The organism is Tenacibaculum sp. MEBiC06402 (assembly GCF_049239625.1).
Classification (GTDB): Bacteria; Bacteroidota; Bacteroidia; order Flavobacteriales; family Flavobacteriaceae; genus Polaribacter.
Window position 1 is genome coordinate 278,489 of sequence record NZ_JBMKKT010000094.1, and the last position, 17,414, is coordinate 295,902.

Consider the following 17,414-nt stretch of genomic DNA (forward strand, 5'->3'; position numbering starts at 1 on the left):
ATCCGTGTATGATTTTTATTTTTTAATAGTAAAATAAAAAGTAGTTCCTATTTTCGGGGTGCTTTCTAACCAAATATTTCCTTTGTACAAGTCTACAATTTTCTTAACTATAGACAAGCCAATTCCAGTAGAATCTTCTCTTTTTGTAAGCGCTTGAAAAACTTTAAATATTTTTTCGTGGAATTCTTTTTCAATTCCAACACCATTGTCTTTTATTCTAAACTGATAAAATGTAGCTTCTTCAGTATAATCAACTTCAATTAATCCTTTGTCTTTATCGTTGAATTTAATTGCGTTACTGATAAGATTTTGAAACAATTGTTGAAATTTAGTACTATCACCTTTAACAACTGGAAGGTCGGAACAGACTTTTAACGTAATGTTTTCTGGAATGAATAAGGTTGTTTTTATGTTGTGCAGAACTTTATTCAAATCTACATCTACTTCCTCTGTTGCACAATCCGCACTTGAAAAATTTAAGATATCCGATATAAGATTATCCATGTTTTCCACAGTCTTTTCAATCAAATCTAAATTCTGAATAGTTTCCTCATCAAAACTTTCTATATTATCTGTTTTAACCCAAGATACTAGAGCATCGATAGTTCGTAAAGGTGATTTTAAATCGTGCGAAACTACATGTGCATATTCATATAATTCTTCGTTACTTTTCTCTAGTTTTTTCAGTATTTGTTCTTTTTGATCCTCCAATAACTTCAATTGAGTAATATCTCTAACAATTCCTTGCGCTGCAATAGGAAGATTCTTAGTATCAAAGATTACACTGGCATTTATATGAACCCATTTAATCTCTTCATTTTTTGTTAAAATACGAGCTTCATAATTCTTAAAAAAACCTTTTATTTTTAATTGTTCGAAGGAAGTCATTGCATATTCCTCATCTTCATGATAAATTAAATCTAACACATTTAGGGGTTCTCTTCTAACATCATATCCGAATAGAGCCGTTGCGGCGTCGTTAAACTTCAAAACATTTCCGGATAAATCCATAACAACATAAGCATCTACAATATTCTCGAAAACTCCTTTTAATTCAGTAGATTTTTCATCTAAAAGATTTGCCAACTTCATATTTGCCTCCTTTAATTCTTCAGATAAAAAGTAAAGATCTCTAGATTTATCTTCAAGAATTTTCTCTGCGGCTTTCCTGGCGGCTTTCTCTCGTTTTAAAGTTCTTTCTAAAATTTCAATTCTCTCTTGTTGACTCATTAGTTCTTCTTAATCACAAACTTTACTTCGGTTCCGTCGTCTTTTATTTTTTCAAGTACTATAGATGCTGAGCTATTAAAATGCTCAAATGTTTTATTCATTAAACCTAAACCAAAATGATGCATTGCTCTGCTCGATTTGTATATCATTGTCAGAGAATCATCTGTTTTTTCCTCTACAATAAACTCCGGCAACTCTGCATCTGGATAAATCTTTTTCACTTCTACATGTATATGATTTTCAATAGATGAAAGCATTTCGATAGGATCTTTATAAGTATCTAATAATCCCTTATAACTTTTTTCAATAACAGAAAAAAAATGCTCTCCATAGGTTAGCAACAAAGCATCAATAGAAATTCCTGAATTAGAATTTAAACTTTGAAGTAATTGCAACATTTCAGAAAACTTATACGTACCAATTGAAGTATAAGCTCCCTCAGATTCTAAATTAGATTCTGAAATAATTTTATCAACCATTTCCAAACCAAATTTATCTTCCACTAAATCTAAAAACTCGGTAAATACAATTCCTTTCATACTTAATATTTTTTTAATTCGTTTAAACTCCAATAGGTCAAAATTGCTGCTATTTTTGTTTCATAATCTTTATACTTTAAAGGTTTTAAAACATAACCAGAAACTCCAATTTTATAACATTCCTCCAAATCTCTTTGATTGTCTGATGTTGTTAAAATTACGGTTGGGATATGCCTTAAACTTTCATCTTGTTTTAATCTAGATAAAAACTCTATTCCGCTAATTCGCGGCATATTTAAGTCTAGTAAAATTAAATCTGGCAAGTTATTTTTGTCTTCTAAAATTTTAAAAGCCTCATCTGCATCTTTAGCTTCCCTTATATTATGTTTTAAATCATGATATGAAACTGTCTTTTTGAATTTGACAATCTCAATCATATGATCTTCTATCAACAAAATATTTAAACTCTTTTGTAAAATATTCATAAGCATAGTTTGTATTAAAAATACTAGTTTTTTTCAATAAACTCCAACCTTCTTTCCAACAACCTTAAATATCTTTAGGTGAAAAACTCATAACTTTAGATAAAATGTTAAAGCCTGTCTTAATTGTAGCGTTAAAAATTGAAATTGATGTATCTTGCAACTTATTTCAAGAAATATATTATGCTAGAGAATACGGTAGTAAATTATATAAAAAATGTACTAATTAATTTACCAAAAGATTGGTTAAATCTTACCACTCACAGATTAGATATTTATAATGAGGAACTTGCTAAAACAGAATTTTTAGCAACATTTGAAAAGCTATATAATAACAATGATTTCAGTAAAAATGTCCTAGAAGAATTGCCGACTGCATTTGACTATATTCGACTTGGACATCCACTATCTTGTGTTTTGGAATGGGTAATTGGAAAATTACATCAAACTGCATCGGAACAAGTAATTAGTTTTTCATCTGAGAGCATTGCGATAATGGCTATTCTGAGAAAAAACTTATTTGAGAAGAAGAACACCTTGATTCTTGTAAAAAACGAATTACCTGCGTCTTTTGATATTGAAACTGTAAAGAAAGTTTATGGCTATCAATTTGAAGTAAAACAAATAAAAGATACTCAAGAAATTCCGAGTTTTGATGGAAGTACTATTCTCTTCGATAGCAAGGAAGACATTTATAACTTTGACATTACTACGAATGTTGATTTTATTATTAATACTCGTGAAGATGTAGGAAGCATTTTACTGGTAAAGCAAAATAATGCTAACTACATCTCGGAAATACAACATGTAAGAAGAAGAGAAACTATTGCAATGACACCTGCAAATACATTAATCGTTTTACAGGAGTTAACTAATACGGCTTTTGAGGTTACTAAATATGAAACCGAGACAAATAAACTGGCTGTAGTAGAAACGATAAAACAGATTACAGGAGTAAATACAACCGCTGTTGTTGGTTCAAGTGGACTTTCGATTCAATATGCTATTGTAATGGGCTTGATAGATTTTGCGATTGAAAACTATCAAGACCGACCAATTAAAATTGTGGTTCCACCAAATTGCTACGGAGGAACAAATGATCAAGCTAGAAGAGTTGCCGCCTGCTTAGATAATGTGGAAGTTATGGATTTACCCGTCGACGGTGGATATGATATGGTGAATAGTATTGATAGAGTTTTAGAAACCATAGCAAAAGAAAATGCTGTTCCGTATATCATTGCGGAGATTCCGACAAATCCGCGAGTTGAAGTTCCTGATTTATTAAAACTTAAAGATGTATTGAGCAGAGAACGTTTTACTTCAACTAACGAAAAAGCAATAGAGCCAGTTTTTATCTTAGATCAAACTTTTTGCCCGAATGTACATTTTTTAGGAGATAATGAAATCCTTTCAACCGTAAAAACTATTGCTTATGTAAGTGGTTCTAAATTTCCAAGTGGTGGAAGATGTACAGCTGGATATTGCACAACAAATACGAAAGCTGCTCATTTAATGGATAAAATTAGTTATCATATTCAACTTTGTGATAATGAAGCTACCGATTTACAATTGGAAATTTTGGCGGAACAAATGCCTTCAATGATTCAACGAATAGCGAGCGCTTACAAAAACACTAGAGAATTTGTAACTTTTATAGAAAAAGTATTACCCGATGCTAAAATTAATTTTGTTTCTGAAGAATTAGCAGCACAAGGTTTTACACCGTCGGTTTTCTCTTTAGATTTACCAACAAAAGGTGAGACAAAAGAGGCTAAAGAAGCTTACAAGAGAGCTTTAAATTTAAAGCTAATTAACTTAATGATCTCAGAAATTCCTGATGAGAGTAAATATTGTGTTAGCTACGGACAGTTAAAAGGATGTTATTGGACAATTCCTGCTACATCAACTCAAGGAACAACAAAAGAGGAAGATAAAGATTACATTGCAAGAGTCGCTTTATCAGGAAATATGGATTTAGCGAAACATAAAGAAGTGTTCCAAGATTTTGTAAAAGAACTTTAAACTAAAGAATCATTAAAATAAAAAGAGATGAGTTTTCAAGAAAAACCTGTCTCTTTTTTTATTTTTTAATGGTAAAGAAAAAAGTAGAACCTTTATTCACCTCTGATTCTGCCCAAACATTTCCTTCATATAAATCAGTAACTTTTTTAACAATCGACAAACCTAGTCCAGCAGACTTGGTATTATTCTCTAGTTTAAAGAAAGCTATGAATACCTTTTTTAAATAAGGTTCGTCAATTCCGTTTCCATTATCTCTAATAAAAAATTTCCAAAACCCCTCCTCTTCTCTACAACCAATTTCAATTTTCTTTACTTCTTTATCGTTATACTTAATTGCATTTTTTATAAGGTTTAAAAAAAGATGTTTAAAACTATGTTTTTCACCTTTTAAGCTTGGTAAATCATCTGCTATTTTAATATGAATGTTTTCGGAAATAGACAGTTCATTTATTGTATCATCTATAAGTTTATGTAAATCAATGTCAACATAAGTTTTTCCAACTATTTTTATTGATGAGTAATCTCTTATGGCACTTATTAAAGTTTCAACTCTATGAACATTTTCACTAATTAACTTTAATTTATGTATTCCAGTTGCGTCAATCTCATCTCCGTAATCATCTTCCAATAAATGCGCAAGTGTTTCAATGTTTTGGAGTGGTGTTACTAAATCATGCGAAACCATATGTGCATAATCATTTAATTCCTGATTTTGACGTTTCAAATACTTGAGTAACTTATCTTTTTCTTGATTAATTTTAATAATCTCTTTTGTTTGCTCATTAATAAAATCGATTAACTTAACAGAGCCAGAATCTTCCAAAGACTTATCTTCCTCTAACTCATAAAATTTGAGTGTATTAATTACGGTCTTAAGTTTTTCTATGATAACTTTTTGAGCACTTGTTTCTCTTTTCAATTTTTCGGTAGCAACTGATAGTTCTTCTGAACTGATTGTAGTTGCTCTTTGCAGCATTAAAAATTGATCATCGTGTGTATCGTAGGATCTATTGACTGCTTCTAAAAAAACATTTAAGTCCTCATTTTCTTGAAGATACCCTGGTAAAAACTTACTGATTTGTCTTTTCAAAAGAGAATTCATCATTCACTAATTAATGTAATAGTCATTGTTTGATTGTGTAACTGACAATTATTTTCTCCATTAAAAGGAGCTATCTCTCCGTAAGAATACATACCGCAAACCGTGGCTTGCTCACCTATAATTTCAATTACTTCCTCTATTTCTTCTTCAACTCTTTGATCTAACACTAATTTTCTTCCAATACAACTTACTAGAATAGCTAAATCAGGTTTGTTTTGTCTTATTTTATTCGCGTTTTCAGCCGCTTGTTCAGATGCATTAACAATATTATCAACATGGGTCATCATCAATTGTACTTTTTCTCCTTCAAGAATATTTCCAGCTAAAATCATTGAATGATTTTCTTCATCAATATTCAAGATAGTTCTCACAATCGAATGATTCTCATTATCAGATTTTACTTTCAAAGGATATAAAAGTGCAGCTCCTGGTAATTCTTTAGATTTTTCACCTAGGTACTTTTTATATAAATCCAACGCAGGTTTATTATCCAATTCAAACAAAACATTTCCTTTTGATTTAGTAACTATCCTATCAGGTCCAAAAGGAGTCCATCCACCATTTATTGAAAATGAAACTTCCAAGGTTTCTCCATATAAACCAATGGCAACTACTTCTCCTGGTTTTGGATTTTCATTGTAAGCTGCTAATGTTTTTTGAAAACGACCATCGTCTCCGCATAATGCGCCTGTAATTAGCAAATTGTTATCTGTTGCAGCGTTCATTCCTTGCGTTAGTTCACTTCCATTCATAAACCTGCCTTCTGATACGATAAAAACATGCTTTAACCCTTCTTTAGAAAATTGACTTATTAGCTCTTTTCCAGTATCAAAACTATTTGATTTTGAATCTAAAACATTCACACGTTTTATTTCGAAACAACTCTTTTCAAACTCAATAGCTGTAATTGTAATCGATTTAACTTCGACATGTTCAGCTGTTATATCTCCCGCAGTTGAACCAAAAACAATATGTCCATCTTTAAACATTGTTCTTACTTCATTATAGATGTTTTCGTCTTCAAGAAGGTATCTATTACCAAAAACAAGTACTAAAGGATTTTTAAGTGGAATATTCTCAGTTAAATATTCCCAATCAGTATCTTTTCTTTTTTGTAACTGAACTGTTTTCATTTTTAGGGTAGATTATATATATTTTCAAAGTTCTTATTGAAAATTTTGATTGATTGATGTTAAAAATAATTCATTTTTAACATATGTTTATGTTAACAATAAACTGAAGTAAAGTTACTTAGACCAAATGCAGTTATGTTTAGATGAATAGTAAAAATACAGGTTAATCGAAAAATATTACTTTAATAATACGGTTCTAAAGAAGTAAAAACTCTTTTAATTTATCTCTATAATTTCTTCCGACAGGTAGCTTTATTTCAAGGTTATATAGCGTGACTCCATCATACTTTAACGCTTTTATAAAATTAACATTTACTATGTAAGATCTATGCACTCTTACAAAGTTTCTAGAAGACAATTCCTTTTCAATTTCACTTAAACTTTTTTTTACTTCAATTTTGGTAGTTAGTAAATTATATATGATATAATTCTTCATACTTTCTACATATACTAACTCGTCCAATTTTACCTGATGTGTGCCTTGATTATTTTTGACAAAAAAACTTTCCTTTTCTCGACTCATATCTTGATCATAGACGTGCTTTTTAGAATGGCTCTTTAAAATATCTTTTGCTTTGGTTACTGCTTTTAAAAACCTATTAAAACGTATAGGCTTTAATAAATAGTCTAATGTATTGTATTCATATCCTTTTAACGCATATTCTGAATATGCCGTGGTAAAAATGATGTAAGGCTTATAAGGTAGATTTTCAAGAAATTCCAATCCATTGATATCAGGCATATTTATATCTAAAAAAATAAGCTCTGGAGTTTCCTTTATAACAAAATCTAATGCCTTTAAGGGGCTTCTAAAACTACCCTTCAAATTTAAAAAAGGTACTTTATTAACATAATCTTCAATTATGGTATTCGCCAAAATCTCATCTTCAATTATAATGCAATTCATGAGTGTTAGATTATTTTTATTTCTAAATTAACATTATACTTTTTCTGATCAGTATTAATATCCAAAATATATAAGTTTGGGTATAATAATTCTAGCCTTTTTTTAATGTTATCTAATCCAAAACCATTAGTGTTTTTTGATTGCTTTTTGATATTATGTATGGTGTTTACACAACTAAAAATCAATTTATCATTCACAATAGAAAAACTAATATCAATTAAAGAATGCTTATCTAAACTTACTCCATATTTAAAAGCGTTCTCTGCAAATGGAATAAACAACATTGGAGATATCGATAGTGTATTTGCGTTTTCAATAGAGTTTTTAAACTTAATATTTAGATTATCTGTTTGATCAAATCTCAACTTTTGTAACTCTATAAAATCATCAATATAGCTTAATTCTTTTTCTAAAGACACCTCCTCCTCTATTGAGTCATAGATCATATACCTCATCAACTCTGCTAAATTTGAAATACCGTTCGCTGTTTTAACATCTCCAAATTGATGAGCACTTCCGAAGAGATTATTTAAAACGTTAAACAAAAAATGCGGATCTATTTGAGCTCTTAATAAGGATATTTCGGCTTTTAATTTTTCTTCCTGTAATTGATACTGCTTTTTCTTAATTTTTAAATAGTTTTCGTAGTACCAAAAACCAAATGAAGGTAATAGAAAAAAGATAAAGTGAATTGCGAAGTTATCGGTCAATAAAGATATAAACTCATAATTTTTATCTTCTTGATAATTCTTCAAATAATACGCATCTATTAATGACTCACTATAACTCAATAACCCTAAACCAAAAAACAGTAAAACCCAATAGTGTAATTTATTTTTTTGAAGGTGTTTTTTTAATAAAAACTTCCAATTACCATAAAAAATAATGCTATTTATTATTGTTCCATATATACTAGGAATTAATAAAGATACATCTGAGGCATTAAAGTACCCAACTGTAAAATCTAGTTTAGGTATGTTAATAATTAACAAACCATACACCCAAAATAGGATATGAACGAATACAGATTTTAGCTTCATAAACTAAATATAATGTAATTCTAAAAATTTAAACTCAATTAATATATGAACTACTAATAATAGCATACTAACAACAAACATGCATGAAGTGTGTTATTCATATAATTAAAAATGCTTAGCATCCCTAACAAAGCAATGCAATTAGTAAGAAAATGATTCTTTGTATTCATAAAAACAATCTGCAATAAATTATATGCTGAGAATTTATTTGCAGATCTAAAAACAAATAACATGAATACTTTTTTAAATTTAAGTAGAAAAGGTTGGCATTTTGTAGTTACTGTAGTAATTCTATCAATTATACCTTATTTTTTTATTCTTCAACAAGGAAATACAGATTCTATTTGGACATTAATTTTAATGTGGACTCCTACAATCGCAGCCTTAATTATTAGATTATCCAACAAAGAAGGAATCTTTACATTTAATTCATGGAATCCTTTAAAAGATTTTAAATGGTTGTTACTTGCTGCTTTTATTCCTTTAATAATAGAGTTATTAAGTCTATTTATAACATTAGGATTAAACGGAGCTGAATTAAAACCAGAATTTATTAATGTTAATGATGGCTTAATTTCATTAAGAGGTGTAGGAATGATTTTTGGCACAGAACCTCAGCCGTGGTATATTTTACTACCTAATTATTTATTCTCATATTTCATTGGAGTACTTTTATATAGCTTATTTTTCGCTTTTGGTGAAGAATATGGTTGGAGAGGTTATCTTCAAAAAGAATGGGCAAAAAACAATGAGCTTTCAGGTTTTATAACTATTGGAATTGTTTGGGGTTTATGGCATCTTCCAGGTATTTTAATGGGACATAATTATCCTGATTATCCTGTTCTTGGTGGATTTATTCTCATGCCTATGCTTTGCTCCTTTTTCTCTATTATTTTTGGAATAACTAAAAACAGGAAAAATGTAATTTGGGTAGCAGTTCTTTTTCATGGTGCATTAAATCTTAGTACAGACGTTTCCAATACTGCTTTAATAGAGGAAAGTATTAATAAACCTTTAAATGATTTTGTTTGGGGTTTCTTATGGGGGCTTACCGCAATAATTACATGGTTAGGCAATAGAATAAAACAAAAAAGCGCCTATAAGTAGTTAAAAACAATTATTATTTACTTTTACGCTAAGCAATTTGTTTATTAAGAGTAACACAATATGTAGTTTTACAATTCTTTTTCAAATTCTAAATAAAACAACAAACTAATTAATGAGTATTATTCGATTAATTATATTAGTTCAAGCACTTTTTACCTTTTTCATTGCTGGAGGAATGTTCTTTAAAGATAATTCTATAAGAAATAGAAGTATTGCCTTATTTTCAGTTTTATTTGGTTTTGAGATTCTTTACTTTTTATTCGGAACAAGTAAAATAGGTTCTTTGTATCCTTTCTTTAGAGTGCGGTTTTATTTTTCTTTAGGAGTTTTATATGGACCTCTTTTATACTTTCATTTTAAATCTATTTTAAACCAAAAACTAAAGATATCTGCGAAAGATTTAATTCATTTTATTCCGCTAGTAGCATTAAACATTTACATGTTCAATTTAATAATAATGCCTATTGATGAAAGAATAATTTACTATACTAATAGAGATAATTTTTACAATTGTGTCATATATCTAAATTACTTTAGAAGTGCACATCAAATAGTTTATGGAGTTATATTACTAAACTTATTCAAAAAACATAGTAAGGCTATTGAAATAAATACTAAGTTCTATTTAGGTAGCTTATCAATAATATACTTTACCTCTACTATTGTTATTTCTTTATTGGTATTCTTCGCTAATTCTTGGAGAGATTTTTCATCATATTATTTACTCAATAATATTATAGTGTTTTTGATTGCATACGTTTTATATGAAGATCCTAAATTCTTTAGAGATATTAAGAAAAAATATAAGCACTCTAATCTGAGTAATAAAGAAATTATTAAACTAAAAGAAGAGTTAATACTCTTATTTAAAAATGAATTACCCTATTTAAACAAACAACTTAACATTGATTATTTGGCAACCAAACTAAATACAAAACCACATTATCTTTCTCAAACGTTTACAAGAGAAATTAAAGAGAATTTTAATGATTTTGTTAATAGGTATAGAATAGAATATTCAAAAAACCTTTTAACTTCACTAGAATATAAAAACTTAAAAATTGAAGCTATTGCCGAAGAGTCCGGTTTTAATAATAAAGTAACCTTCTACAAAGCCTTTTCTAAATTTGAAAACACCACTCCTTCAAAATTTAGAAAGTCAAATCAAAAAGTGTAAACAATCATTGTTGTTTACATAATTACCCTTAAAAAATAGTATCCAACAATCTATCAAATTGATATTTGTACACATGTACAAAAAATCATTAATCAGTAATTTATGAGAATTAAACTATTAATATTTTCAAGCATCCTTTTTTTAAGTACCTCATGTACCAAAAATAATGACTCAATACCTCCTTTATCTGAAATAGCATTGGATAAAGTAGAAATAATAATGAATGTAACAAATACTGAACAAATTAGTATTACTACTGATATTGGAAATTCAGAAGTTAATTGGACTTCTAATAATGAAGAAATTGCAACTGTAGATGAAAATGGAAACATTATAGCTAAAAACAGTGGTAATTGTACTATTACCGCAAGAGTTAATGATGTCTCTTCATCATGCAATATTATTGTAAATACTACCTTATTTGTTAGTGGTTACGAATCTAATACTAACAAATCTAAATTATGGCTGAACAGCGATCTTATAGAACTAGGTAATGGCAATACGTCAGGTGTTACAGTTAAAAGTGGAAAATCATATGTTGTTGGTACTGCAAGTGATGGATATGATAAATCTACAGCTAAACTATGGATAAATGACGAAGAGCAAAACATAAGTAATTTTGGCACCTATGCTTCATCTACAAGTATCTTTTTGAAAGATAATGATGTTTATATCTCTGGGCAAATTGAAGGAGCTTCATACAGCATTGCTACTTATTGGAAGAACAACGAAAAAATAAATATTACTGATGGAAATCATCAAGCTTGGGCGTATGATTTATTTGTAACAAATTCAAATGATATATATACTGTAGGAACAGAATCGAACGATAACCTTGTGAGTATAGCGACAGTATGGAAAAATAACATTCCTCAAAGATTAAGTTCTGTTTATTCTGGGGCTTATTCAATTCATGAAGAAAATAACAATATTTATGTTGGGGGATTTGAATATAATTCGAGTAGTGGTAAAACGAAAGCTGTAGTATGGCAAAACGGAACACCAACTTACTTCACTACGGGACATTTTAATGCTGGAATTACTGATGTAACTATTAATAATGGGGAGGTTTATTGTGCGGGATACTCAGTAGATAACTCTCAATTAGAACAAGTTGCTACATTATGGGTAAATGGATTTCCTACTTATTTAACTGATGGTAGTTTCAAAGCTTCTGCGACTGCTGTAAAAGTTTTTAATAATGACGTTTATGTTATCGGAAGAATTTGGAATGGAACAAAATATAATGGTATTGTTTGGAAAAATGGAATTGTCATAAAAACAATAGATAAATTTTCAAATAATATTCATTTAACAGGAATTGAAATAAAATAAGAATGAAAATCACAAAACACTTAAAACTAATAGTATTACTTCTTTTTTTACACAAAATTGGTAAGGCTCAAGAAGCTCACAATACCTTTGATGAAAAAGGAAGAACTCCATTAATTAATGCAATCTTACAGAAAAATGTTTTAGCTGTAAAAACCTTAATTGACAAAGGCTCAAATGTTAATTTAAAGGAAAAAAATGGTCTTCAAGGAACTCCTCTAATGTACGCTACTTCAACGGGAAGTGTTCTTCTTTGCGAACTTTTAATAAAAAAAAATGCTAAAATAAATGCAGTTGATATTAACAATGACCATGCTTTAAATTGGGCTACTTACTATGGTAACGTATCAATAATGGATTATTTGATAAGTAAAGGTGCAGACATTAATTTAAAAAGCAAACATGGCAATGCAATCGATGTTGCTTACAGATTATGGCATCATGATAGTGTAGCAAATGTATTTCGAAATTACATCAACACAGAATCTTTAAATCAGAAACAACTAAAGATGATAGATGCTTTTGAAAAAAGAGATCTTAGAAAGATTAAAAAATTACTTGAAAATGGAGTTTCGCCAAATCTTAAAGATATCTTAGGTGTTCCGATTTTACAACGAGCTATCCAAGAAAATCAGTATGAACTGACCCAAATTCTTTTAAACAAAGGAGCAAATGTAAACATTCTCAACAGGGTTGGACAAACTCCTTTAGCTTGGGCAGCTCGCTTTGGTAATATTGAAATGGTTAAGTTACTTTTAGATGCCGGAGCTAATCCTAATATCACTGATACAAAATATCAATTAACACCACTAATAGCTGCTGCTTATGCAAACCGTACAAAAATTGGTGAATTATTAATTCAAAACGGAGCTAAGGTTAATCATAAAGAGATTATCAATAATGCAGCTGCTTTACACTGGGCCTTAACCAAAAACAATGAGGATTTTGTAAAAATGCTGATAGAAAATGGAGCAGATTACAAAGAAAAAGCCCTAGAGGGAAGTAAGTATTCGGCTTATGATTTGGCAACTACTTATAAGAACACCGAACTTGTAAAGTTGTTTGATAAGCATAATCAAATTCAAAAACAACTTAAAGGCTCTTGGAAAGTTCATAAAATTAAATACCATTATCCTGATACAACATATGTCGTTGATCAGGTAAAATATGGGCGATTTATTTTTAATGAAAAAAACTATGCTGTGATGTATAATCCTATGATGAACTCTAGAACTCCTTTCAAAGATTTATCAAAACCAACAGATTTAGAAATAAAAAAAGCATTTCAAAGTATCGTTTTCAATAGTGGTTCTTATTCTCTGAAGAAAAATATCGTGCATGCCATTCCTGATATTGCTAAGGTACCTGGATTTGAAAATGGTCATCAATATTATAAACTTGAAATTAGGAACTCCGAAAATATTTCACTTACAATGTTTGATGAAACCTATCCTGATGGAAAAAAACCAGAATGGTATGGTAAAATTAAAATTCAGTTTTTATTAAAAAAAGAATAGTTTAACTCATAAAACTAATACTGTGAAAAATTCATTATCCTATTTATCAATTATACTAATTTTATCGATTAGTTGCACCAAAGCAACAAAAAGTCAACATATAAGCGATGATTTAAAAACACTTAAATATCTTAAGGAAGTTGAATGGCCAAAAGCTTATGCTGATCAAGATACTATGTTGCTCGACAGAATTTTAGATGAAGATTTTAAATTAATAGATAATAATGGCAATTGGACCTCTAAAAATGATGAAATCGAATGGATAAAGCAGAACAGAATACAACATGATTCGTTTGTTTATGAAATAAAAAGATTGGAAATATTCGAGAACAATTTTGCAATTATATCTGGTACTGGTCATATCACCAACGATGGCATAAAAGCAATTTATCAATCAAGTAATATTCTTGTAAAAAGAAATAATATTTGGAAAGCAATTTCTTCTCATGTTTCTGGATATAAAATCCTCAAATAAAAAAAACACCACATAAAAAGAAAGCACAAATTGAAAACAAATTTTCAACTTGTGCTTATTTGTAAGTAAACATATCCATTCAGTGTAAATCCCCCTTAAATCACTAAATAAATCATAAGTGTAAAACAATGTTGGTTCGTTTAAATTAATCTCCCTATTAAACCAACACACTATATACTTACCTGTATTTCAGTACAATATACAAAATTTTAAATAAACTTTATTATTCTGCCGAATACACTTTGATGTAATCGATAAGAAACTCTTGTGGAAAAATACTATTATCAACCTCAGGTCCACCAAAATTTCCTCCAATGGCTAAATTTAGTATCAAATAAAAAGGCTTGTCATAAGGCCAATTCTTATTGTCTTTCTTTTCAGGTGAATATGTGTAAATTTCCTCGTTGTCTATAAAAAAACGAATGTAATCTTCTGTCCATTCCATTTTATAGATGTGAAAATCATCTTGAACATTTTTGATTTCAACTTTTTTGGAATTTATAGTATTCCCAAAACTAGACGCATTGTGCAATGAAGCAAAAATCTTATTAGGTTCTTTACCTACATGCTCCATAATATCAATTTCACCACAACCTGGCCATGCATTTTCACTGATATCATGTCCTAGCATCCAAATAGCTGGCCATAAGCCATGTCCTTTTGGTAGTTTTGCTCTTACTTCAACAGTTCCATATTTAAATTCAAATTTATCTTTTGTGTGAATCTTTCCAGAATAATACAGCGAATCTTGCTTGGTTGCCTTGATAACCAATTTTCCATCTTCTATTGAAACATTTTCCTTTGAATACAATTGAAGCTCATTATTACCCCAACCACATAAATTTGGACAACCATTACCTAAATCGTAATTCCAAAAATTAGCATCTAAGCTGTTTTTATCAAAATCTTGAGTAAAGATAACTTTTTGATCTACTTGTTTTTCACAAGAAAAAAGCATCATTAAGCTAAGCGCAAAAGAAAGTTTAATTAATTTCATTTATAATCAATTGTTGTTTCCAAATTACTTAACGAAGAACCTCCAACAAAGATTTTAAATTCGCCAGGTTCAACTACGAACTCTCTCTGATTGTTATAAAACCCTAACTCATCTTTGGTAAGTTTAAACGAGACCGTTTTAGTTTCTCCAGGACTTAACTCGATCATTTCGAATCCTTTTAACTCTTTTACAGGTCTAGTAACACTTGCTATTAAATCTCTTATATAAAGTTGAGCAACTTCTTTTCCTTTAATTTTCCCTGTATTAGTAATATCTACAGAAACGTTTATACTACCAGTATCGATTGAAGCTTTTAAATTTTTATACTCAAAAGTTGTATAACTTAATCCATAACCAAATGGATACAATGGACTATTACTTTCATCTTGATAATGAGACCAAAAAACTTCCTTTTTAGGACCTGGTCGTCCCGTGTTTTTATAATTATAATAAATAGGAACCTGACCAACTGATCTAGGAAATGTCATTGGTAATTTTCCACTAGGATTATAATCTCCATACAAAACTTGAGCAATCGCATTTCCTGCTTGAGAACCTAATTGCCAAGCTTCAACTATTGCTGGAATATTTTCGTTGGCCCAAGTGATTGCTAAAGGTCTTCCGTTATTTAAGACTAGAACAATATTTTTATTGACTTTATAAATCGCCTCTAACAATTCTTGTTGAACACCTGGTAAATCTAATTCAGCCCTACTTCTTGCCTCACCACTTTGATAACCAACTTCACCTAAAACCATTACAACTACATCTGCTTTTTTAGCAATAGCTATAGCTTCATTAAATTTAGATTTATCCGTAGTGTTTAACACTAGTTCACTTGGAAAATTAGTTTTGCCCAAATACAATTTAGCTCCTTCGGCATAAGTTAATTCGTTATCTGCATAAGCTTTCATTCCTTCTAATACAGAAACAGCAGAATCATCTTTAGCTGCCAATCTCCAATTTCCTAAAGGACTATTTTTATCAGAAGCTAATGTCCCAATTAATGCTATTTTTTGTCCATTCTTTTTAAGAGGTAAAAGATTATTTTCATTTTTAAGAAGTACAATTGATTTTTTTGCCATATCAAGAGCTGCATCATGCATTTCTCTGCTTCCTATTACTTCCTTTTCTCGACTCTCATCACAATACTTATATGGATCTTCAAAAAGTCCTAGTTCGAATTTCACACGTAAAATTCTTCTAGCTGCATCTGTGATATGATCTTCAGAAACTTTACCTTCTTTAACTAAAGTTGCTAATTCATTGACGTATGCATACGATTCCATATCCATATCAGAACCGGCGTTAGCAGCTAACTCAGCTGCATGTTTCTTATCTTTCGCATAACCATGAGCTATCATTTCCATGATTGAACCCCAATCCGAAACGACAAAACCTTCATAATTCCACTCTCCTTTTAGGATAACTCTCTGCAAAAATTCATCACCTGTTGCGGGAATCCCATTTAACTCATTGAATGAATTCATAAATGTTTTCACTCCCGCTTCATGTGCTGATTTAAATGGTGGTAAAATAGTGTTGTATAATGTTGATAAACCAACATCTGCAGTATTGTAATCTTTACCAGATTCGGCGAAACCATATGCTGCAAAATGCTTTGCACAAGCAGCTATTGTGTAAGGATTTGATAAGTCTTCACCCTGAAAACCTTCTACTCTTGCCACACCAATTTTACTTCCCAAATAAGGATCTTCTCCTGCTCCTTCCATTACTCGTCCCCATCTGGCATCTCTTGAAATATCAACCATTGGCGCAAACGTCCAATTTATTCCAGCAGCAGCAGCTTCTTTCGCTGCCATTTGTGCTGATTTTTTAATAGCCTCTAAATCCCAACTTGCAGATTCTGCTAATGGAATCGGGCTCTGAGTTTCATAACCGTGTATTACGTCAAAACCAATAATCAAAGGAATTCCTAAGCGACTTTCCTCAACAGCTATTTTTTGAACTTTTCGAACGTTTTCAACGCCTCTTACATTCAACATTGAACCTACCCAACCTTTTTTTAGGTGATCATACTTTTTAGCAGCATCACCTGCACTTGGTACTGGTCCGGTTACATCCCAAAAACCATTATACTGGTTCATTTGGCCGATTTTTTCTTCTAATGTCATTAATTGTAAAAGCGAATCTACTTTTTGATCAATAACATCGTTGCTTGAAGTTTTTGTAGTAGTCTGTTGATTACAACTTAAAAAAGATATAATCACTAAATTGAGGATTAGAATTTTTCTCATACACTAGTTTTAAAAAGAGGTTAACTGGAATCAAAATTAACCTCTTTAAATTAACTCAAACTATTTACACATTTATTGATAAACTCTTACATAATCCACTTCCATTGTAGACTCAGTGAATCCTGCGTCTATGCTTCCTCCTAATGTTCCTCCCAT

At 30.0% G+C, this 17,414-nt stretch carries 15 protein-coding genes; 6 read left to right on the forward strand and 9 right to left on the reverse strand.

The window, feature by feature from the left end; translation table 11 throughout:
• Positions 1-15: 15 nt before the first annotated feature.
• From ACOSP6_RS08170 to ACOSP6_RS08180, 3 genes are read right to left on the reverse strand one after another with little or no spacing between them, the layout of a single operon-like run.
• Positions 16-1,230: a sensor histidine kinase gene (locus ACOSP6_RS08170; RefSeq protein WP_422093501.1), complete on the reverse strand. Its 1,215-nt coding sequence runs from the start codon at positions 1,228-1,230 to the stop codon at positions 16-18.
• Complete coding sequence (locus tag ACOSP6_RS08175) at positions 1,230-1,769, reverse strand: heme NO-binding domain-containing protein (protein WP_422093500.1); 540 nt, start codon at positions 1,767-1,769, stop codon at positions 1,230-1,232. Before ACOSP6_RS08175 ends, ACOSP6_RS08170 begins: the two co-directional genes overlap by 1 nt.
• Positions 1,770-1,771: 2 nt before the next feature.
• The gene (locus ACOSP6_RS08180) at positions 1,772-2,194 is read right to left on the reverse strand and encodes a response regulator (RefSeq protein ID WP_422093499.1); all 423 of its coding nucleotides are present in this window, start codon (positions 2,192-2,194) and stop codon (positions 1,772-1,774) included.
• Positions 2,195-2,374: 180 nt separating this feature from the next.
• Between ACOSP6_RS08180 and ACOSP6_RS08185 the strand changes: the two genes are divergently transcribed.
• On the forward strand, positions 2,375-4,213 hold the full coding sequence (locus tag ACOSP6_RS08185; RefSeq protein WP_422093498.1) for a cystathionine beta-synthase: 1,839 nt from the start codon (positions 2,375-2,377) through the stop codon (positions 4,211-4,213).
• A 58-nt stretch (positions 4,214-4,271) separates the two neighbouring features.
• On the opposite strand, the gene ACOSP6_RS08190 is transcribed toward ACOSP6_RS08185, so the two are convergent.
• The 4 genes from ACOSP6_RS08190 to ACOSP6_RS08205 form a co-directional block, all read right to left on the reverse strand.
• Complete coding sequence (locus ACOSP6_RS08190; protein ID WP_422093497.1) at positions 4,272-5,318, reverse strand: sensor histidine kinase; 1,047 nt, start codon at positions 5,316-5,318, stop codon at positions 4,272-4,274.
• A complete protein-coding gene (locus ACOSP6_RS08195; RefSeq protein WP_422093496.1) occupies positions 5,315-6,448 on the reverse strand; it encodes an FIST signal transduction protein in 1,134 nt (377 codons plus the stop codon). The genes ACOSP6_RS08190 and ACOSP6_RS08195 overlap by 4 nt, the downstream gene beginning before the upstream one ends.
• 196 nt (positions 6,449-6,644) lie before the next feature.
• Positions 6,645-7,355: a LytR/AlgR family response regulator transcription factor gene (locus tag ACOSP6_RS08200; RefSeq protein ID WP_422093495.1), complete on the reverse strand. Its 711-nt coding sequence runs from the start codon at positions 7,353-7,355 to the stop codon at positions 6,645-6,647.
• A gap of 5 nt (positions 7,356-7,360) precedes the next feature.
• Positions 7,361-8,395, reverse strand: a complete 1,035-nt coding sequence (locus ACOSP6_RS08205; RefSeq protein WP_422093494.1) for a sensor histidine kinase — start codon at positions 8,393-8,395, stop codon at positions 7,361-7,363.
• A 231-nt stretch (positions 8,396-8,626) separates the two neighbouring features.
• Here ACOSP6_RS08205 and ACOSP6_RS08210 point away from each other — a divergent pair, with 231 nt between their 5' ends.
• The 5 genes from ACOSP6_RS08210 (at position 8,627) to ACOSP6_RS08230 (ending at position 14,003) form a co-directional block, all read left to right on the forward strand.
• On the forward strand, positions 8,627-9,502 hold the full coding sequence (locus ACOSP6_RS08210; protein WP_422093493.1) for a CPBP family intramembrane glutamic endopeptidase: 876 nt from the start codon (positions 8,627-8,629) through the stop codon (positions 9,500-9,502).
• A gap of 112 nt (positions 9,503-9,614) precedes the next feature.
• On the forward strand, positions 9,615-10,679 hold the full coding sequence (locus tag ACOSP6_RS08215; RefSeq protein ID WP_422093492.1) for a helix-turn-helix domain-containing protein: 1,065 nt from the start codon (positions 9,615-9,617) through the stop codon (positions 10,677-10,679).
• A gap of 102 nt (positions 10,680-10,781) precedes the next feature.
• Positions 10,782-12,014, forward strand: a complete 1,233-nt coding sequence (locus ACOSP6_RS08220) for an Ig-like domain-containing protein (RefSeq protein ID WP_422093491.1) — start codon at positions 10,782-10,784, stop codon at positions 12,012-12,014.
• 2 nt (positions 12,015-12,016) lie between these two features.
• Entirely contained in the window at positions 12,017-13,528 is a 1,512-nt protein-coding gene (locus ACOSP6_RS08225) for an ankyrin repeat domain-containing protein (protein WP_422093490.1), read from the forward strand.
• A 22-nt stretch (positions 13,529-13,550) separates the two neighbouring features.
• Positions 13,551-14,003, forward strand: coding sequence for a DUF4440 domain-containing protein (locus ACOSP6_RS08230; RefSeq protein WP_422093489.1), 453 nt, complete (start codon positions 13,551-13,553; stop codon positions 14,001-14,003).
• A 223-nt stretch (positions 14,004-14,226) separates the two neighbouring features.
• Here the strand turns inward: ACOSP6_RS08230 and ACOSP6_RS08235 are convergent, their stop codons facing one another.
• Together ACOSP6_RS08235 and bglX are read right to left on the reverse strand one after the other, a co-directional pair.
• Positions 14,227-15,000 carry a glycoside hydrolase family 16 protein gene (locus tag ACOSP6_RS08235; RefSeq protein ID WP_422093488.1) on the reverse strand — a complete coding sequence of 258 codons (774 nt, stop codon included), beginning with the start codon at positions 14,998-15,000 and terminating at the stop codon, positions 14,227-14,229.
• Complete coding sequence (bglX, locus tag ACOSP6_RS08240; RefSeq protein ID WP_422093487.1) at positions 14,997-17,258, reverse strand: beta-glucosidase BglX; 2,262 nt, start codon at positions 17,256-17,258, stop codon at positions 14,997-14,999. The genes ACOSP6_RS08235 and bglX overlap by 4 nt, the downstream gene beginning before the upstream one ends.
• Positions 17,259-17,414 lie beyond the last annotated feature (156 nt).